This is a genomic window from Haliscomenobacter sp. (genome assembly GCF_965225875.1).
GTDB lineage: Bacteria > Bacteroidota > Bacteroidia > Chitinophagales > Saprospiraceae > Haliscomenobacter.
The window spans coordinates 1,476,649-1,496,659 of record NZ_CBDDBS010000002.1; the positions used below are offsets into that span (position 1 = coordinate 1,476,649).

Annotated in this window: 11 protein-coding genes; 5 read left to right on the plus strand and 6 right to left on the minus strand. The window is 50.1% G+C overall.

What is annotated here, in order from left to right; genetic code table 11:
• Positions 1 to 54: 54 nt before the first annotated feature.
• Complete coding sequence (locus ACO08K_RS08760) at positions 55 to 894, minus strand: metallophosphoesterase (RefSeq protein ID WP_421796017.1); 840 nt, start codon at positions 892 to 894, stop codon at positions 55 to 57.
• A 144-nt stretch (positions 895 to 1,038) separates the two neighbouring features.
• Between ACO08K_RS08760 and ACO08K_RS08765 the strand changes: the two genes are divergently transcribed.
• Both ACO08K_RS08765 and ACO08K_RS08770 read left to right on the plus strand, forming a co-directional pair.
• On the plus strand, positions 1,039 to 3,792 hold the full coding sequence (locus tag ACO08K_RS08765) for an alkaline phosphatase family protein (RefSeq protein WP_421796018.1): 2,754 nt from the start codon (positions 1,039 to 1,041) through the stop codon (positions 3,790 to 3,792).
• A 10-nt stretch (positions 3,793 to 3,802) separates the two neighbouring features.
• Complete coding sequence (locus ACO08K_RS08770) at positions 3,803 to 6,064, plus strand: TonB-dependent receptor (protein WP_421796019.1); 2,262 nt, start codon at positions 3,803 to 3,805, stop codon at positions 6,062 to 6,064.
• A 151-nt stretch (positions 6,065 to 6,215) separates the two neighbouring features.
• Here the strand turns inward: ACO08K_RS08770 and ACO08K_RS08775 are convergent, their stop codons facing one another.
• On the minus strand, positions 6,216 to 8,576 hold the full coding sequence (locus ACO08K_RS08775) for a TIM-barrel domain-containing protein (RefSeq protein ID WP_421796020.1): 2,361 nt from the start codon (positions 8,574 to 8,576) through the stop codon (positions 6,216 to 6,218).
• 260 nt (positions 8,577 to 8,836) lie between these two features.
• Here ACO08K_RS08775 and ACO08K_RS08780 point away from each other — a divergent pair, with 260 nt between their 5' ends.
• The 3 genes from ACO08K_RS08780 to ACO08K_RS08790 all read left to right on the plus strand — a co-directional run bounded on the left by ACO08K_RS08780 (position 8,837) and on the right by ACO08K_RS08790 (position 12,425).
• On the plus strand, positions 8,837 to 9,178 hold the full coding sequence (locus tag ACO08K_RS08780; RefSeq protein WP_421796021.1) for a hypothetical protein: 342 nt from the start codon (positions 8,837 to 8,839) through the stop codon (positions 9,176 to 9,178).
• Positions 9,179 to 9,307: 129 nt separating this feature from the next.
• Positions 9,308 to 10,039: a DUF421 domain-containing protein gene (locus tag ACO08K_RS08785; RefSeq protein ID WP_421796022.1), complete on the plus strand. Its 732-nt coding sequence runs from the start codon at positions 9,308 to 9,310 to the stop codon at positions 10,037 to 10,039.
• A 427-nt stretch (positions 10,040 to 10,466) separates the two neighbouring features.
• Positions 10,467 to 12,425, plus strand: a complete 1,959-nt coding sequence (locus ACO08K_RS08790) for an alpha-L-fucosidase (RefSeq protein WP_421798301.1) — start codon at positions 10,467 to 10,469, stop codon at positions 12,423 to 12,425.
• A 252-nt stretch (positions 12,426 to 12,677) separates the two neighbouring features.
• Here ACO08K_RS08790 and ACO08K_RS08795 read toward each other — a convergent pair whose 3' ends face one another.
• From ACO08K_RS08795 to ACO08K_RS08810, 4 genes are all read right to left on the minus strand, one after another.
• A complete protein-coding gene (locus ACO08K_RS08795) occupies positions 12,678 to 14,207 on the minus strand; it encodes a calcineurin-like phosphoesterase C-terminal domain-containing protein (protein WP_421796023.1) in 1,530 nt (509 codons plus the stop codon).
• Between the two features lie 299 nt (positions 14,208 to 14,506).
• Positions 14,507 to 15,889, minus strand: coding sequence for a class II fumarate hydratase (fumC, locus tag ACO08K_RS08800; protein WP_421796024.1), 1,383 nt, complete (start codon positions 15,887 to 15,889; stop codon positions 14,507 to 14,509).
• An 89-nt stretch (positions 15,890 to 15,978) separates the two neighbouring features.
• Positions 15,979 to 16,545 carry a DUF433 domain-containing protein gene (locus ACO08K_RS08805; RefSeq protein WP_421796025.1) on the minus strand — a complete coding sequence of 189 codons (567 nt, stop codon included), beginning with the start codon at positions 16,543 to 16,545 and terminating at the stop codon, positions 15,979 to 15,981.
• A gap of 47 nt (positions 16,546 to 16,592) precedes the next feature.
• Positions 16,593 to 19,967, minus strand: a complete 3,375-nt coding sequence (locus ACO08K_RS08810; protein ID WP_421796026.1) for a DEAD/DEAH box helicase — start codon at positions 19,965 to 19,967, stop codon at positions 16,593 to 16,595.
• Positions 19,968 to 20,011 lie beyond the last annotated feature (44 nt).

Here is a 20,011-nt window from a genome sequence, read left to right on the forward strand (position 1 = left end):
CCTGAAAGGGCGGCATAACATCAAGAAAGGGTGCAGCCCTTTCGACCTGGACAACTACCCTCTCTTCAAGGTAAAAACCGTAATCTCCGGCCTCACCATAAACCGTACCTGCCACAAATGCCCCAATGCCCGGTTGATGTATAGCCGACGTCCATCTTCGAGATCAATTTCCCCCGAGGTGTATCGCTTGTTCTTTACCGGCAACATCGGAGGAGTTAAAAATGGAGCTTTGCACTGCCCTCCATGCGTATGGCCCGATAAAATCCAGCCCTGGTATCCATTCCAAACATTCAGGTCGCACACATCAGGGTTATGGCACAGCAGTAAATTAGCTTGGTCGGGCTGGTAATGCTGCATCACTTTCTCTGGCTGAAAATTGGTGGCCCAATAATCATCGAAACCGATAAAATTGAGCCCTTTGATGGCAGTTTGTGCATTTCGAAGCACTTGAACTCCTGCTTGTTCCAATAACTGTACTACTTTGGCCGCCACCTCATTTTGTGCCCAATCTATCCCATAATCGTGGTTACCCAAAATACCGATAGTGCCCAGTTTGCCCTTGACAGTATGGCGCAATACCTCTTCCAGTTGTTCAAACTGCTGCGCATCTTTGTAGCTAATGTAATCGCCCGTATACACCACAAAATCGGGCTCAAAGCGCCGCGCTTTTTCAAAGGAATTGATGATAAAATGCCAGTCAAAACGATTGCCAACGTGAATGTCACTGATTTGCATCAGGGTCAAACCTTCCAACTCAGTGGGTAAATGTTGAATGGGCAAATCTCTTTTGACAAATTCCAACCAAAAGGGTTCAATCTGCCAGGTATACAAGCCAGTGAGGGCACCGAGGCCAGTTAGTCGGGCTAATCCTTTAAGGAAAATTCTTCTTTTCATCGGGTGTTGGGAATGTTTTTTAAAAAACGAACATACTCCAACATTCTTGTTAACCCAACATCACCCCAATATCAATTTTTTCCTCCACTCACCTCCCCTACCCCAAAACCCTTAACTTCACGCTGAATAAAACCATTCAGCGTCATGTTCAAACACTTACCTACCCTGAGCTACCTGTTCTTTGGGCTCATCATTACAGCCTGTGCGCCCAAAACGCCCTGGATTGCCCAGGCACCTGCAGGAGCCCAATATTGCCAGATCAATGCTGCTGGCGAAAGCATCATTCCCAATGGTCGCATCATCCGGCCCGCGGGCAAAAGTATACTCACTGCTCCTCACCCTTACGGCCTGGTGCTTTCGCCCGATGGCAAAGTAGCCGTGACCGCCAACTCTGGCAATGCCCCATTTTCCATCAGCGTCATCCGCAATTTTGATGGCAATGGCCAACCCACAGTGCGCCAAATCCCTGAAGGCGCCAACAACCAGGTCGGCATTCTGGAATCCGTATTCATGGGTCTCGCCATCACGCCCGACAACCGTCACGTTTTTGTAGCCGGTGGACAATCCAACAAAATTTTCAAGTTTGACCTGGAAAACGGGAAAAAAGTCGATTCTCTGAAATGTGGTGTGGTGGACGGCGAGCGCGACTATACCCACGGCTACATTGGCGACATAATCCTCTCCAAAGACGGCACCCGCCTGTATGCAGTCGATCAAATTGGTTTCCGCCTACTGGTCATCGATGCCCAAACCCTCAAGCTTCTGCACAACGTCCCCACCGGGCGTTATCCCTTTGGCATCACCCTCTCGCCTGATGGCCGCAATCTGTACATAGCCAACGTGGGTATTTTTGAATACAAACCGCTGAAAAACCTCGACCCTAAAGACCTCAAGGGTACCGGAGCTGAATTTGTCACCTCGGGTTACAATACCCCTGAGATGCGGGACGGTTACAAAAAAGGCAAACTGGACGTACCTGGACTGGGCGACCCCAATACTCCCGAAGGGTTTTCGGTTTGGAAATACAATTTGGGCGAACGCCCCAAAGTCAGTAAAAAAATCAAAACCGGATTCCTGGTCGGCGATTTGGTGGAAGGTATCCCTGCAGTGGGTGGTGCCAGCCCCAACTCTCTGGTGGCTTCCGATCGTTACGTCTTTGTTTCCAATGGCAACAACGATTGTATTTCGGTAATCGACTTCGTCAAAGATACCGTGGTCAAAAACATTTTCCTGAAACCGGATACGCGCCTGGGCGGTTTCCGGGGCGTTATTCCATTTGGTTTGGCGCTTTCGCCCGACCGCAAGCAGCTTTTTGTGGCCGAATCAGGTGTCAATGCTGTAGGTGTGATTGATGCCGAAAAATTGGAAGTACTGGGGCATATACCTACGGGTTGGTTTCCGTCCAAAGTGGCGGTTACACCGGATGGTAAAAAATTGTTGGTCACCTCCGCCAAAGGATATGGCAGTGGCCCCAACGGAGGCAAAGATTGGAAAGATGGCCCCGAAGGCCATTACGTTGGTGGTTTGATGAAGGGTTTGTTTAGCGTTGTGGACATGCCCAATGCCGAACAACTAAAAGCGCATACCGCCGAGGTGATTCGCCAAAACTACTCCTTTGCACCCGCCAATGACCCTCAGTTTAGCTGGCGCAAAAACAACCCAGTGCCCCTTTTTATGGGCCAAAAAGAAAGCCCAATTAAATACATCGTATTCATTTCCAAGGAGAATCGAACTTTTGACGAAGTTTTTGCCCAAGTCAAAGGTGTTCGGGGGGACCCCACTATGGCCCGTTTTGGTGCCAATCAAAAGGTCGTCAACCGCCGCCATACCGATAGTGTTTTGAATGCCACCATCGCCGTCAACCACCTCGCCTTGGCCGAACGTTTTGCCATCAGCGACAATTTTTATGTCGATTCCGATCACTCTGCCGACGGCCACCGCTGGCTAGTCAACACGTACCCCAACGAATGGGTAGAAACAGGAGTTACTGCATCCTACGGCGGCAAACGCAGCATGCGCGGCAACAGCAAAGCGCCAGGTAATCTCTTGCTCTACGGCTCTTCCGGAGCCATTTATCCCGAAGATTACAACGAAGCGGGCTCCATGTGGGATCACCTGGAACGCAACAAAAAAGATTTTTTCAATTTCGGTTTCGGCGTCGAACTCGCTGGCGGCATCGACGATTCTACCATGAAATATGTAGGCTTAAAATACCTGGTCAACTACCCCGTTCCCGGCCCCTTGTTCGATCGCTCTTCGCGCAGGTATGCTACTTACAACATGGCCATCCCTGACCAGTTTCGCGCCAAAACCTTTATGGACGAGTTCAATGAAAGGTATCTGGGTCCCGGCAAAACCCTGCCTGAAGTGCTCACCATCATCCTACCCAACGACCACACCGCCGGTGAAAGGCCCCACGCGGGTTACCCTTTCAAGTCGAGTTATGTGGCTGACAATGACCTGGCCCTGGGGCGCATTGTGGAATTTTTATCCAACACCCCTTATTGGAAAAACATGGCCATCGTGGTCACCGAAGACGACGCGCAGGATGGTCAGGATCACGTAGATGCGCACCGCAGTATCCTAATGGTCATTTCACCCTATGCTCGCCGCAACTACGTGGGGCACCAGCATTACAGCTTTGGTAGTATTTTTAAAACCTTCTGGAACATCCTGGGCATTCCGTACCTGAACCAGTACGATGCGGCGGCGAGTGATTTGGCGGATTTATTCACCAATCAACCTGATTTCACGCCGTACAAGGCCTTCCCAGTCAATCCCAAAATTTTTGATCCACAAAAAGCCTTGACACCGATGGACGCCAAATTTGACTGGAAGGCAGTCATCGAGTCGCCCAAGTTGGACAATGTGGAAGATTTTTTGAAAAAACAAGAATAACATCAACAGTATGAATAAGCCGATTCTTGTCCTCCTTTTCCTTTTATGGCAAGCTCCGCTTTGGGCCCAAAACATCCAAGGCGTAGTGCTTGACGCCAAAACCAAAGCGCCACTCTCCGGCACCAACCTCTGGCTCAAAGGCACCCAACGCGGTACCGCCAGCAATGCCCAAGGCAGCTTCACCCTTTACGCACCAGCACAAGAGGGCACTTATACCTTGCTCGTATCCATGCTGGGGTATGCTGAAAAAGAACAAAGCATCAGCCTCAACGGGGCCGATATGCTGCTCGATACCCTTTACCTCGATGCCGAAGCCACCCTCATCCAAAACAACCTGGTCATCACCGCACAACGCAGTTTGAACCAAAGCTTCAGCAGTTCGGAGGCCATCAGTGTATTGAAATCCAGCGACATCATCCACAATGGGGCCCGCAGTACGCCCGAAGCATTGATGGGTCTGACCGGAGTTTTTGTACAAAAAACCAACCACGGAGGCGGCTCCCCATTTGTACGGGGGCTAACTGGTAACCAGACGCTGTTGCTCATGGATGGCCTGCGGCTCAACAACTCCATTTACCGCTTTGGCCCCAACCAGTATTTCAACACCATTGACGTATTCAGTGTGGAACAAATTGAGGTGGTGCGCGGGGCTGGTTCGGTCTTGTACGGTAGTGATGCAATGGGTGGTGCCATCCAGGTCTTGACGGCGACGCCGCAATTTTCTGCAGAAGGATGGCAGTTCGGTGGCCGACTGTTGGGGCGCTACCTGGATAGGGACATGGAACAAACCATACATGCTGAATTAAAAGCCGCCAATAAAAATGTGGCCTTCCGGGCAGGTACCAGCCTGCGCAATTTTGGCGACCACTATGCCGGAAAAGGCTTGGGCAAAGAAGGCCCTTCCAGCTACCGTGAGCGGGCCGCCGATGCCAAAGCAGTTTTTAAACTCAGCAATCGCGCCAAATTCACCCTGGCTTACAATGGTCTTTTTCAATCCGAAGTAGAACGTTACGATCAGTATGTGACAGTTGCAAAGCTGGCCCAGTTTGAGCCCCAAACCCGTCAAATGGCCTACGCTCGCCTGGCCTGGGAAGGGCAATCCCCCTGGCTACAAAACCTGACCATTACTGCTTCCTGGCAATTTGCCGAAGAAGGCCGCATTTTTCAGCGCAACAACACCGTCACCCGTAGCAATGAACTGGATGAAATCCGCACCCTCGGCTATGTGCTGGAATGGCACGCCCAGCCCCTGTCTTTTTGGAAAATCACTTCCGGACTGGAGCTTTACGACGACAAAGTGAGCAGTGGTGGCACCAATACCAATACCGAAACGGGGGCCGTCACCCCACGCCGGGGCCTCTATCCAGCAGGAACCAATGCGACCAACACAGCAGCTTTCACCGCCCATCAATTGAGCTGGAAGGCTTGGACTTTGAACCTGGGCTTGCGCTACAATCAGGTGCGTTTGGCCATAAAAGACGCTACTTTTGGCGATACCGAGATCACCCCCGATGCCCTGGTGGCGCATGCGCTTTTGCGGTATCAAGCTGGCCAAAACCACGCCATTTCCGGGGGCATCTACTCTGGTTTCCGCGCACCCAACATCAACGACATGACCAGTTTTGGTCGTTTTGATTTTGGGATTGAGGTACCGAGCTACGATCTTTCACCAGAAAAAACCACCACCTACGAGTTGAACTACAAGTACAGCTCCAACAAGTTTCAGGCAAATGTGTCCGGGTTTTATACTGCTTTGAGCGATCTAGTAACGCGGGTGCGCAGCACTTTTGAAGGGTCTCCCACCTACGAGGGTAATGATGTGTACAAAAAGGAAAACGCGGCGGAGTCTTTTATTCGAGGTACGGAAATTGATTTTGCTTGGGCCTTGCTCAAAGTTTTGAACCTGCAAGGCAGCCTGACCTACACTTTTGGGCAAAACACGACGGCCAATGAACCGATGCGCCGCATTCCTCCGCTCAATGGTCGCTTGGGTTTGAGGTATCAGCCACTCAAGCAATGGTTCAACAGCATTGAGTGGCTGTACGCTAGTAAACAAGATCGTTTGGCAAGTGGCGACAAGTCTGATCCCCGCATTCCAAAGGGAGGCACACCAGGCTGGAATGTGCTGAACCTACGTAGTGCATATCAATTCAAGCAGGTGGAGTTACAAGCAGGACTCAACAACTTGTTCAACGAGGCTTATCGTACACATGGATCGGGGATTGATGGCGTGGGCAGGAGTGTGTGGGTAGGGCTGGATTGGAGGTTTTGATATTAAGAGAAAAATCGAGGCAACGCACTGTAGAGACGCACGGCCGTGCGTCTCCATAATCTCGCAAAACCCGGAGACGCACAGTCGTGCGTCTCTACAATCCAGGGCATCTCCTTTTTTTGCGTTGCCACGATTTTATCCTATCCCCAAATCATTTAATCATCCACTTGATTTTCCCCGCATAAGGATCTTTCAGCAAAGTTCCCTTGCCATTTTTCAGCGTCACATTGACTTCTTGCAACACATTTTCTGCAGGTAAACAAACCTTGCCTTTGGCTGCACCAGTGCTGGTATAGGCTTGCAGCGTAATTTTTGACCAATCAATTTGATCTGTGCTTTGCGCCAATTCCGCATGGGGAATCACCGCGCCATCGCGAATCATCACCACCAGAGACAAATTGCCACCATCAATCACATGCCAGCCTCCGTTGTACACTTTGCCCGTTTGGTAGTCGATCCATTTGCCCTGCGGCAGGTAAACGTTGCGTTGGGTGGAACCTGTTTCAAAAAGGGGCGCAACCAACATATCCGAACCCAGTAGGTACTCATTTTCGATGAGCCAAGAACCGGGGTCCTGGGGAAATTCCACAAAAAGAGCGCGCAACATCGGCAGACCTTTTTCACTTGAAGCCTTGGCTTGAGCATAAATGTAGGGCATCAGCCGGTAGCGGGTTTCGGTAGCATTGCGGAAATGGTTCAAAAAACTTTCGCTGAACTCCCAGGGCTCTTTGGGTGCCTGGCCATGGCAGCGGGAATGGGAGCTAAACAGACTAAATGGTGCCCAACGGCGGTACAACTCCTCCGGAGTGCGGGTCGTAAAGCCCCCTGCATCGTGACTCCAAAAAGTAAAACCAGACAAGCCGAGTGACAAACCTCCGCGCAGTTGAGCCTCCATGCCCATGTCAGAGCATTCCGCGTCGCCACCCCAATGCAGCGGATAACGCTGGCTGCCCGCCCAGGTGCTCCGTGCCCAGATGATGTGATCGCCAGTAATTTGTTTGGTGATGTCGGCTACGGTTTTGTTGTAGCGCAATGGATAGAGGTTGTGCTCGTAGAAGCCGCTGCGACCATTGGCGTAGATGCCATTTAATGGGGCGGCTTCACCGAAGTCAACCTTGATGACCGAGACCCCGAGTTTCAACAAATTGCCAATTTTATCCTGATACCATTGTACGGCGTTGGGATTGGTGAAATCGAGTACTGCATCCTCATAAGGTACTCCACCCTTGGGATTTTTTACATGCAATCCCTTGGCAATGATTTCCGGGAATAGGTCATTTTTGGGTACAAAATAAGGTAATTGCCAAAGACAGGTACGGAAACCCTGGGCTTTCAGGTCGCTGATCATTTTTTGTGGGTCAGGAAAACGATCCTTCGCAAACTGGTAGTCACAACGCCAATCGGTGCCGAACCAGCCCGTATCAAAGTGAATCACATCCGAAGGAATGCCGTTTTTCCGCAGGAGATTGGCCACATTCCGACCATCCGCTTCGGAGAAGTAGGTGATTCGGCTCATCCACAACCCAAATGACCACAGAGGGGGCATACTGGCCTTGCCCGTAAGGTTGGTGTATTCGTCCAGGATGTCTTTAGGTTCGCCTAAAAACACAAACAAGTCCAGGTTTTCGTCCCCGATCATCAGGTTGGTTACCGCGCCGTAAGTGGCGCCAAAATCACAGGTGACTGGTGAGGAGGTATGCATAAACATCCCATAACCCCGGCTGCTCATGAAAAAAGGAATGGGTTTGTACATCCCAGCATTCTCCACACCATTGGGATCAGTAGTAAACAGGTTGACCTTTTGGCCATATTTGTTCAAACTGGTGAAAGACTCTCCACAGCCGTAGATTTTTTCATCGGGCGACAGGGCAAATGCAGCACTGACACTCCGGGAATAATCCCCCGCCCGACGAACAAAAGAAAAAGGCAGGATCGGCGTAAAAGAACGGCTGTTGCTCTGGTGCCAGGTTTTGGTCAATAATTTGCCACTGGCATCCCGGAATTCAATGGTCCAGGGGTTTTGGGTGATGATTACGGTACCAAAGGCGCTTTTGTACTGGTGCCCATTGGAGATTTTGCTGTACTGCCAGGAGTTGTCTTTGTTCGGCTCCTTGACCAACATCAGCGAAGGTTCCCCCGCAGGGGCAGCCTGCCCCGTATTGGCCCGAATCCGCACCGCACGTGGCGAGACAAACTCTACACTAAAGGGCAGCACCGGGTCCACTGCGTACTCTATGCCCGGGAATTCATTGCCCCGCACTCTGCGAAGCCCGGCCTGGGTGTTGTTGAAGGCATGCGCTGGATAGTATTCATTGCGCCGCCATTTGAGCTGGCCCTGGCCGGTGGCGGGATCGAAGGCGGCGAGGCTGTCGGCTAAAAAGTAGGTGTTGGTGTAATCTCGAAAATCGCCGCTGAGGTCGAGCGGTTCATTGAGCAGGGTAGGGCGATGCTGCGCCCAAAGGCTCAGCTGTAAGCCGAGCAGACAAGTGACAACAATCAAAATCTGTTTCATTACCAAAAATTGTGGATAAAGGATATCCCTTGTTATGGATTTTTCCAAGTCAAGATAGATTTTTTGTTGGAAAGGATTGGGATATTTCAGTAAGGAGTCATTAGTCATTTTTTATAAAGCCCACTTAACATCCTAAATACCCCAAATTGGGTAAGATGCCCTACAAAAAGGACTAATTTTTAGTAAAACAGTCTTGGCATAATTTTTTTCCTTTCAATCATGACCTTAATGATCAGTTCACTTTAATAAAACGCATTGTTATGCCAGATCCACAAAAAAATCCCCGTACCGATCCTTCTACGGCCGTCGATCGCGAGGATGTCAATCGCATTCCCAATACCCAAGGTTGGGACGAAGAAGACGTGAAACGCAATCCCCGCACCGACGATTGGAATCCAGAGGGTAAATCACCTATTTACGGCAACTATTATGACAACCAAGATGATGTAAACCAGAATCAAGGTGACACTGATTGGAATAAAGATGACCTAAATCGCAATCCTGAACAGGATGAATGGGATCAGGATAAGTCATCTGTCGATTATGAGCGAGACGAGGAAACAATCAGTGATGATGTTGGCAATAAAGAAGGCGGACGCTAATTCCCATTTTTTCCAATAACCACAGTTGTATCAATATTGCATAAGCCGGGCAGTCGCATCACTACTGCCCGGCTTATTGTTGTAACATACACCCTAGTGCATTAACTTCCCAGAACAACCCAATTCCAGATGGAACCCAAGGAGATATTAGATTTTCACCGGATGTTTTTTGGTGACCTTCACTACGGCTTTTTGTTAGAGGTAGTCGTGCGTACCATCATCATGTACCTCTACACCATCCTATTGCTGCGATTTTTAGGCAAACGCAGCATGGGACAATTGTCAACCTTGGAGCTGGCCATTATCATCAGCTTTGGCTCGGCGGTAGGTGATCCGATGCTAAATGTCGAGGTTCCCATTTTACATGGTATGTTAGTGATTACCACCATCGCATTTTTGCAGATTGGGATAGAATACCTGATCAACCAGAACAAAAATTTGGAGACCTTAATGGAGGGCGAGGCAGACTGTTTGGTGAAAAATGGTCAGATCCTTCCAGATGCTTTGACTCGAAACAACCTCAGCCATAAAGACCTGTATCGTTTCCTCCGGGGAAAGGGTGTGGAGCATTTGGGAGAAGTAAAACGTGCATTTTTCGAAACATCAGGAATGCTTTCCGTTTGGTGCTTCAGCAAAGATGAGATCAAACCAGGGCTAGGCATCCTTCCGGAAGAGCACATTGACGACAACGTTTACAAGCAGGTTCAAGATAAGGCAGAAGAAAGTCATCCTTACAGCTGCACCACTTGTGCTTACACGGATAATTTTCGCAAAGGCCAGCATTTTGAACCATGTTCCAATTGTGGGCAAGAAAAATGGATACGAGCAACTTTACCAGAAAAAGGAAAAGAGCCCACCTAATGCTACCTTTACGAACAGAAAGAAGGTTGTACAATACCTCATAAAATTGTGCTAGTGTAGAGTATAAAATTGTTGATAGGGAGACTTGTTCGAACGGGCTTTTACCCCTACTTCCATTTTGTTTTTTTATTTTGCAGCCTTGGTAGTGGGGCAAAAATAAGTGTTCATTTTTCCTGAGCCAAAGGATTAGATAAGGCGTTTAAAATGAACCGTTTACTTATCTATTCCTTTGACAAAATGAAGCACTTATTTTTTATCGCCCCTTACCCCAGTAAATGGAACTATAAACACAACAAACATGCACACTAAAGGCTTTGTTATTGGGGCATTCTTTTGCCTGGGGTTAATCCTTCCTGTTCTTGGCCAAGTAAAAGCGCCGAGCGCATTCGGGCCAGTTCCAAACGAAAATCAATTGCGTTGGCAGGAAATGGAGTACTACGCTTTCATCCATTTTTCCATCAACACTCATACCGATATGGCCTGGGGCAAGGGTGATGAAGATCCAAAAATCTTTAACCCTACCAACTTGGATTGCCGGCAGTGGGCACGCATTTGTAAGGAAGCCGGGATGAAAGGAATCATTTTTACCGCAAAACACCATAGTGGCTTTTGTTTATGGCCATCCAAATACACCGACTATTCTGTAAAAAACGTACCCTGGCGCAATGGCCAGGCGGATATTGTGAAAGAATTGGCCGATGCTTGTAAAGAGTACGGATTGAAATTTGGCGTTTACCTCTCCCCCTGGGACCGCAACCACGCAGAATACGGCAAGCCAGCCTACATCACCTACTTCCGCAATCAATTAAAGGAGCTTTTGAGCAACTACGGCGACATTTTTGAAGTGTGGTACGATGGGGCCAATGGTGGCTCAGGCTATTATGGCGGGGCCAATGAGACCCGCAAAATTGATGCAAAAACCTATTATGACTGGCCAAACACCTACAAGCTGGTTCGCCAACTCCAACCCAACATCGTCATCTGGAACGACGGTGGCGATCGGGCGGATCTCAGATGGGTGGGCACCGAAGCTGGTTATGTGGGGGAAACCAACTGGAGTTTATTGAATGCAAAAGGGGACGTGCCAGAAGACATGTTGCGTCATGGTGTGGAAAATGGCGATAGTTGGGTGCCTGGCGAAGTAAATACTTCCATTCGCCCAGAATGGTTTTATCACGAACGTGAGGACAAAAAGGTCAAAACCCTGCCTCAGCTCATGGATACCTACTACCACTCTGTTGGTCGAAATGGCACCTTGTTGCTCAATTTCCCGATTATGCCGAATGGCTTGATCCATGAAAAAGATGAAAAAGCCGCGCTGGAATTTGCCCAGGCCGTCAAAGAGGTTTTTGCTGTCAACCTGGTGGAAAAAGCCCGTGCAAAAGCCTCCAATATTCGGGGCAAAAGCGCTCAATACAATGCCAGCAAAGCCATAGATTCAGATAAAGAGACTTATTGGGCCACTGACGATGGGGTCAATCAAGCGGCCTTGACCATCCGCTTTGCGAAACCAACCACCTTCAACCGCTTTTTGGTGCAGGAGTACATCCGCCTGGGGCAAAGGGTGAAGGCTTTTACGGTGGAAGCCCTGGTAAATGGAGTTTGGAAGGAACTAGCCAAACAAACCACGATCGGATACAAACGTATTCTTCGCTTTCCAAGCGTTGAGGCTACCCAATTGCGGTTCACCATCACCGATTCGAAGAGTTGCCCACTTATTTCGAATATTGGGGTATACAAAGCACCTCAAATTTTGACCCCGCCCTCCATTGTGCGCGAACAATCGGGCGACATCCAAATCACGCCCGCCGATCCAGAGTCTGAAATATATTATACCTTGAATGGCAGTACGCCCACTGTACAATCCAACAAATACACTGGATTGATCAAAACCAATGGTGGCAAAATTGAGGTCAAAGCCATCGCCTACAATCCGGTTACGGGAAAAAGCAGTGCCCTCACCGAGGAAAAATTTGATGTTGCCCGAGCCAACTGGAAGGTTCTCGGGATCGAAGACAAAAATGTGTCCAGAATCCTGGATGGAAACGTAAATACCAATTGGCACCAAAGCAGAAATGCCAAGATGCCCGTTGATCTGGTGATTGACTTGGGCAAGCTGGAAAATTTAAAGGGGTTCCGCTATTTGCCAGATCAAAATTGGTGGGCAGATGGGAGCATCATCACCCATTACCAGTTTTTTGTTTCGGAAGACAACCAGGAGTGGAAACTGGTCAGTGAAGGCGAATTTGCCAACATCAAAAACAATCCTTTTTGGCAGACCAAATCTTTTGGCTCCATCAAAGCTCGTTACATCAAGCTAAGGGCAATTCAAAATGTACAAAATACTGCTTCTGGTTATGCAGAAATAGATGTGATTACGGAGTAGAGGTTATGGTTTTGCAATTGGGTAGACAAACCTTTGTTTAAACTTATCCCCATATTACTGTACATTTTGCTCGGAGGACATCAATTGCCACGTGCTTTAGCGCGTGGACCGAGATTGCCCTTCTTGATGGGCTTCAGCCCCAGCCTCAATTTTTAAGCCAGGGCTAAAGCCCAAATCCGGGGAGTTCCCAAGCCCCCAGGCTGAAGCCAGGGGCAATTGATGTCCTCCGAGTAAAATGTACAGTAGTGCGGACTACCCCTTAATTTTCGTTTTGGCCAGTGTATTGACTTCCAAAAAATGCACACCGCCGTACTGTTCCCCATTCTTTTCTACAATCCTGACTTCCAGCTGGTGTTTGCCATCCCCCAGGCCTTTGGGCAACACGCCTTTCCACAAGTGCAGGTTCACTTTGGCCCCCATCCAGATATCGTATTTATCGCGGTGAGTGGTCAAAAAATCTGTCACATAGGCATCCGTTCCTTCAAACTGTTTGAGGGGAATAAACTCGCCCCCATTCCAACTCACCTCAATCGAGGCTTCAGGCGGGGTAGCAAAAGCGTTGACGACCAACTCGCTGGCACTTGAACCAAGGCTTCGTGGAAAACGCAGAACATAACGCGATTTGCTCTCAGGTACCCCCAAGGGTTTGAATTTGTAACTCACAGTGGTGCCGGAAAACTGGAAAACAAAGTACCCGTTGGGTGCCCCGTCCATCGCCATGCGCACGGGCAGGCCGTCTTCTTCCAGTGGCCCTTGCCACCAGGCGCCACAAATGGCTCCGGAAATCAGTTCTGGAAAGGGGCCATTCCATTGCTCCCAGCCTCCTTCACGCAGATCCACCTGCTCGATGGTATGGGTATGCGCCGAAGCTGCAAACAAGTGGGGTCGCTTTTTGAGCAAGGCATACAAATCCCGTCGGTTCATGATGTTCCGGTAAGGATTATGAGATGCCGTTTTGGTATAAATGGGGATATGGGAGAGGATAAAAACCAATTTGTCTTTGGGAACCAGGGCCAAATCATTGGCCAGCCACTCCAACTGTCGGGCATCGAGTCGCCCTTCGGTGATGCCTTGTTCGTCGCGTTTCAGGTTCCAGCCACTATAATCCACATCATCCAGCACCACAAAATGCACTTGCCCGTAATCGAAGGAATAATAGGTGGGACCAAAAAAGTACTGGAAACTTTCGCGAGCATACCGATTTTGAGTAGCCTGGATGTTGATGTCGTGGTTCCCCATAACTACGTACCAGGGTTTGCCAATTTCGCCGATGGCGGCCTGCACTTCGGGGTGGACTTCCAATTCATCCCAGGCTAAATCGCCCAGGGGGATCATAAAGTCAGCCTGTTCTTGTTGTAAAGCAGGAACAGCCAAACGACGAAAATACTCAACTTCTTTGCTGGTTTCGGGCTGGATGTCGCCCATCAAAATGGCCGTAAAATCGGCCTTGGGCTCGGTTTTGATCAAATAAAAATTCAGCGGGTTCGGCACTTCCCCCGTTGGTTCAATGGCCGGATAAGGAATCAAACGCTCTGGCTCAGGCGAGCCATTGGGGCGGTAGAGGTAATAAAACTGTGGCTGTTGGTGTTCGTTTAACGGGAAGCTATAGGCGGTAGGTTTGGAAACGATGATGCTACAGTCTTCTTCCAGCGGCAGTTCATAGTAACCGTTTTCATCGGTCAAAACGACCTGGCGTTGGTTGCTGACCATCACGCCGGGAATACCGCGGGTGCTTCCTTGTTCGTAGACGTAGCCACTGGCTGTTTGTTTTATCGGGTGCATGGGTGGACTGGTTGTGGGGTTTAGGATGCAGGCAATTGGATGTCTATCGACAAATCAAAAACGCCTTTCGGAAAGTTTCAGACTTTCCGAAAGCTATTTAACGTAAGATTTTCGGCTGAATGGAACACTTTACGCAATCCGCTGGTACAAGGATCTGCTGGTACAAGTCTCCAGACTTGTACCAATATCAACAAAACTCAGTTTTTTGGCGTTGCTTATGCGTCAGAGACGCGAAAATACTGGTACAAGTCTGGAGACTTGTACCAGCGTAGGCAGACTTGTACCAGCGGAAGGCAGTCCTAAATCATCTCTTCAGGCCGAACCCACTCATCAAATTGTTCACTGGTCAACAAGCCCAAATCGATGGCGGCTTGTTTCAGCGTGGTATTTTCAGCGTGTGCTTTTTTGGCAATGTTGGCCGCGTTGTCGTAGCCAATTTTGGTATTCAACGCCGTTACCAACATCAGGGAATTGTTGAGTTGATCCGTAATGCGGGCGTAGTTCGGTTCAATGCCCACCGCGCAATTTTCGTTGAAGCTAACACAAGCATCGCCAATCAAACGCGCCGAAGTCAGGAAGTTGAAGATGATAACCGGTTTGAACACGTTGAGTTCAAAATGGCCGTTCATACCGCCGATGTTGATGGTCACGTCGTTACCCATTACCTGCGCCATGGCCATGGTCATGGCTTCGGACTGGGTAGGGTTCACTTTACCAGGCATGATGGAAGAACCTGGCTCATTGGAAGGGATGATGATTTCGCCAATCCCTGAACGTGGGCCGGAAGCCAACAAACGGATGTCGTTGGCAATTTTCATCAAGGCAACCGCAACCGTTTTCAGCGCACCGTGGGCTTCAACCAGGGCATCGTGAGTAGCCAGGGCTTCAAATTTGTTGGGCGCCGTTACAAAAGGCAAGCCGCTCAATTTTGCGATGTGGCTTGCTACATTTTCAGAATATCCTGGAGGGGTGTTCAAGCCTGTACCTACCGCAGTACCACCCAAAGCCAATTCGGCTACGTGTGGCAAGGTATTTTTGATGGCGCGGATGCCGTAGTCCAATTGCGCTGCGTAACCAGACAGCTCCTGGCCCAAGGTCAGCGGCGTTGCATCCATCAAGTGGGTGCGGCCAATTTTGACCACCTTCATGTACTCAGCCGCTTTGGCTTTGAGGGTGTCGCGCAGCAGTTCGATGCCAGGGATGGTGGTTTCTACCAAAATTTTGTAGGCGGCAATGTGCATCGCCGTAGGGAAGGTATCGTTGGAAGACTGGGACTTGTTGACGTCGTCGTTGGGGTGCAGTACCTTTTTGGCATCCTCCAAAGTCCCGCCCGTGAGGACGTGGGCGCGGTTGGCGATCACCTCATTGACGTTCATGTTGGATTGGGTGCCCGACCCGGTTTGCCATACCACCAGGGGGAATTGGTCATCGAGTTTTCCTTCCGAAATTTCATCACACACTTGGGCGATCAAATCGGTTTTTTCCTTGGACAACACGCCAGCTTCAAAGTTGGTAAAAGCGGCGGCTTTTTTCAAAATGGCGAAAGCACGGATGATTTCCAGGGGCATCAAGTGCCCACCAATTTTGAAGTTCTCCTTGGAGCGTTGGGTTTGTGCGGCCCAGTACTTATCAGCGGGTACATCTACGTAGCCCAGACTGTCTTTTTCTTTGCGGAAAGCCATGATGTGGTCTGCTTAGCGTTTGGTTTAAAAAAGTGCCGCAAAGATAGGAAATTTGAGGAAGGTTTGGAAGGGAATGGGAAGGAGAATTATCAGGGGTTGATGCTTTTACTTACTTTCCCCTGCATCGACTCATACACCCCGATGGCCAACTTTGCAAAGCCAGGAAGTTTTCGCGAAACCGAGGATTTTACAGCATCTGCACTGTCGCTGTCCATAATGTTCGCCATGTCGGTGTAAGACCAATCCAGGTCATCCTTCATCGCTTTGAAACGCTTTTTCCATTCCTGTTCCGCCTTCTCTTCCATGGTTTTCCGAACAAACGCCCAGGTGCTCTCCGAAAAATGGGACTTGAGGTTTTGCTCCATGTAAAACAACAGCGCTTCTGCTTCTGCACAAAAAGGATGGGCTTTGCGGTAATTGTACAGTACGGTATTCACCCCAAATTCAAAGGTGTCGCTCATGATCTGCGCCTTGCGCTCATTGGGCAAATGGTAGTACCAATTGGCATAGGCCAGTTCGGCTTCTTTGCTGGAATTGATTAGCTCAAAATAGTCCAAAATCCCCTCAACCGTATACCTCAACCCACCTATAGTCGGCTTCCCGTGACACACCTCAGGAAGAATGGTGATTCGTTGTAACAATTCATTTTCTTTCATCGGAGCTTTATTCTTTTCCCAAAGTTAATTTAAACTCCACTAATTACCTACACCCCAAAACACACTCCCATCAATTCCCGATACACCTCATTCCCGCTCAACAAATCCCCATTCCCCAAAATGATCAACTGCTCCCTTGCTCTTGTCAGCGCCACGTTCAACTTCCGATCCACCCCTTCCTCCGACAGCGAAATCAGCGAGCGAAACTGATTCACCGTGTTGGTACTCAGTGAGATGATGATGATGTCCCTTGCCCCGCCTTGGTAGCGCTCCACCGTATCAATGGTGATGCGGTCCAGGTCAATGTTTTTTTGGGAGAGCACCTGGCGGATTTGGGCGATTTGCGCCCGGTAAGGCGTGATGATGCCCACGCTGCGCGCGGTGAAGTTTCGTCCTTGCTGCTGGTACAAAGCCTGGATTTTTTCCACCAGTTCCCCCACCAATTCCGCTTCGTAGCGGTTGGTTTTGTGCGCAGCGCCCACGTTGTCGAGAGGGGTGGAGCAAAAAATCATGCGTTGTTGGCGCAGGGCCTGTTCCAGTACGGGGGCTTCCAGTTCCAGCGGGTGTTCCAGTACCTTGACCTGCACCTCGTGCCCGGGGGTATCGGGGGGCAAAATGCGCAGGCGTTCCTCGTAAAAATAGCGGCTCGGAAAGGCCATGATGTCCTGGTGCATGCGGCCCTGGTGGCTTAGCTGGGCGTAGGCATGATGCCAGCCCTGGGTTTGGGCGCGTTTGTACAGACGCTCAAAGAAGGAATTGCGCAGGTCGTACAAGCCGATGTCGTACAAACGGGTATCGTACACCTTGGACAATTCGGTATCCTGCGCCACCACGGCGGGCAACTGTTTGTGGTCGCCAATCAGCAAGAAGTGTTTGAACCGCGGCAACAAACCCACCAACATTGGCTCCAAAATTTGCGAAGCCTCATCAATCACCACCCGCTGGAAGCTTTTCAGGGCAAACAACTCGGGCTTGCCGATGATGGAAGCCACCGTGGCCACCATGATGCGGTGCCCCTCCACCAATTCTTTTAGGTCTTTGCGCGTGTTGATGCGCTGCGACAATACACTCAGCAGTCGATCCTGGTAGGCGGGCGCAGTCGAATAGCGGGAGCCAATGCGGATGTACTGGCTGCGCATGCTGGGCGAATAGGCTTCGATGGCCTCGCAGATTTCGTCCACCGCCCGGTTGGTATAGGCCAGCAGCAAGAGGTTGTCCTGCGTATGATCGGCCCAATGCCCCACGAGGTGTTTGAGCATCACACTGGTTTTGCCCGTGCCGGGAGGCCCCCAAAGCAGGAAGTAGTCTTGCGAAGCCAGGATGGATTGGAAAATCTCCTGTTGTTCCAGGGTCATTTCGGCGGGTGCTGGGCTGGCGGCAAGTTGCCGAGGCGCGGCGGGCGCAGTGATGCCCAGCAAGAGTTGCCGTTTGGAACTACTGCTACTCCCCCACTCAAACAAGCCTCGGTATTGAGCGGTAAAACTGTTGTCGAGCAGGTCGTGCTCCAGGTTCCACCAGGCGTATTCCTTAAAAATCTGGTCGTTGAATTGGCGAGATCGCAAACTCACCGTCACCGTTTGGGCACTCAATTCAATGATGCTGCACTTGAAAAGCTGGTTACGCAAAGGCGATTGCTCCTCGTTGACAAAGGGGTACAACACCGCGATGTCGCCAGCCCGGAAGTTGGCCAGCGGATTGGTATGTTCGCTGCGGGCAAAACGAATGATCGCTTCATCGGCCCGCGCCTGGTTGTCGGTGATTTGCAGGTGGCTCAGGATTTCAAAATGCTCCTGCTTTTCGTGGAAGGGATTCAGCCAGAGGGCAGCCTGACCATTGATGCTTTCGATGCCGTCCAGACCGGTTTTGGCCAGTTTGTGCTCGCGGGCAATGAAGCCCGTGAAGGCGGTAAAGTAGGCCCTTTCCAATTCACTCAAGGCGCTGTACACCCGCTGAAAATGCTCCTGATCGCGCTGGGCAAACTTGCTGGCGGATTGAAAACGAAAATCGGCCATCAGGTTTTGCAGACGCTGGGTATGGTCTTCGAGGTTGTCTTCGCCTTGGCCAGGTAAGCCCAGTCCTTGCAAGGTGTGCTCCAGCGCCAGGATGTGGTTGCGTACCTGCAGCGCCTCCCATTGGTTGCTGCGATTGACCGGGGCAAACTTGAGGTTGTCGGTCTCTAGCGCGGAATACAAAATGTAACTGGTTGGGTCAATTTCTTTGCCATAGGTGGCCCGGATAATCAGGTCGTAAAGCAAGGTCTGGATGTAATGCCCCGTATTGATTTTGAACTGGTTGGGTTTAAAGAGTTTGCCACTTTTGAGTTCCACAATCGCTGATTTGTTGCCGTGGCGGTACAGGGCATCCAAACGCCCTTGGAGGCCGTGAATGTTGGAATAAAAGGTGGGTTCGAGGTAACATTGCTCGGGATGAATGCCCTGAGCGGGGAAACTTTGTACAATTTCTCGTTGCAAGTTGACAAAATGAGCCTGGGAACGGTGGTGCAAGTCGGCCAGTTCCCGATTATCCAACAAACAAAAAGCCAGGGGATTGAGGGCGAATACTTTTACGAACACGTCCCGAAAATCCTGCTGGGGTTTGTGCATCAATTCATCGAGGAAAAAGTTGGCGATATGCCCCAGCAGCAAGGCCGAACTGGAACTAAAGGGCAGAAATTTCTTCAACAAATAGGTTTCTGGCACGGTATGGTCGGTGTCAAAACACTCGGCCACCCCGGTTACATCCACCAAATGGTCGGGCTCCACCACAAAAGCCTGGGGACGGTAGTAGCCTTCGGTATCTACTTCTACTTCCAACAGATTGAGCAGGATGGGGAAACCAAAGGTTTGGCGCAAGGCTTTGATGGTGGGATTAAAGCCCTCATTGCGCTCGGGAAGATTGTATTTGACCAGGATGTTTTCGTCGGGTCTACTTTCGTCTTTGACCAGCAGGCATTGCTCCTTGGGGCGATCCTCCAGCGCCAGCACCCGCACCACCGGGCGGTATTCCTTGATGTCGACCGGGCGGAAGGTTTGGGGCCAGTTGGGGGGCGTTTGGTTGAGCAGGGCATTCGGGGCAGGGATTTTGCTGAGGCCCTGGATGGTTTCCAAAACGACTTTGTAGGCAAAACCCGGCAAAAAATGGTGATCCGAACGCAAGTCTCCTTTTTGCCGCACTTCTTGAGCCACCTTGCGGAAATGATGCTGGTAAAACTGGAGTTTTTTGTCCAGTTGAAATTTTTGTCCCGCGAAAGCCATGCGCGAGAACAGGTTCACAAAACGCAGTCGCTCTTCCTTAGTCGCCTCCATCAGCATCACCACGAGCAATTGGTAGCAGGCCTCGGTTTGAGCTGCCGCGTCAAGTTGGTCGTTTTCGATGATTTTTTGGAGTTCCCGGTAGAAGAGTTGAGCGAGTTGTGGTAGCATCTGGTGGTGTTTAGTTGACAAAACTAAAAATTATGTTTTATTTT

What these genes read in the sequence shown, in the direction of transcription:
- ACO08K_RS08760 (WP_421796017.1), bottom strand. Translation starts at nt 894, where the DNA reads ATGAAAAGAAGAATTTTCCTTAAAGGATTAGCCCGACTAACTGGCCTC.
- ACO08K_RS08765 (WP_421796018.1), top strand. Translation starts at nt 1,039, where the DNA reads ATGTTCAAACACTTACCTACCCTGAGCTACCTGTTCTTTGGGCTCATC.
- ACO08K_RS08770 (WP_421796019.1), top strand. Translation starts at nt 3,803, where the DNA reads ATGAATAAGCCGATTCTTGTCCTCCTTTTCCTTTTATGGCAAGCTCCG.
- ACO08K_RS08775 (WP_421796020.1), bottom strand. Translation starts at nt 8,576, where the DNA reads ATGAAACAGATTTTGATTGTTGTCACTTGTCTGCTCGGCTTACAGCTG.
- ACO08K_RS08780 (WP_421796021.1), top strand. Translation starts at nt 8,837, where the DNA reads ATGCCAGATCCACAAAAAAATCCCCGTACCGATCCTTCTACGGCCGTC.
- ACO08K_RS08785 (WP_421796022.1), top strand. Translation starts at nt 9,308, where the DNA reads ATGGAACCCAAGGAGATATTAGATTTTCACCGGATGTTTTTTGGTGAC.
- ACO08K_RS08790 (WP_421798301.1), top strand. Translation starts at nt 10,467, where the DNA reads ATGGAGTACTACGCTTTCATCCATTTTTCCATCAACACTCATACCGAT.
- ACO08K_RS08795 (WP_421796023.1), bottom strand. Translation starts at nt 14,207, where the DNA reads ATGCACCCGATAAAACAAACAGCCAGTGGCTACGTCTACGAACAAGGA.
- fumC (WP_421796024.1), bottom strand. Translation starts at nt 15,889, where the DNA reads ATGGCTTTCCGCAAAGAAAAAGACAGTCTGGGCTACGTAGATGTACCC.
- ACO08K_RS08805 (WP_421796025.1), bottom strand. Translation starts at nt 16,545, where the DNA reads ATGAAAGAAAATGAATTGTTACAACGAATCACCATTCTTCCTGAGGTG.
- ACO08K_RS08810 (WP_421796026.1), bottom strand. Translation starts at nt 19,967, where the DNA reads ATGCTACCACAACTCGCTCAACTCTTCTACCGGGAACTCCAAAAAATC.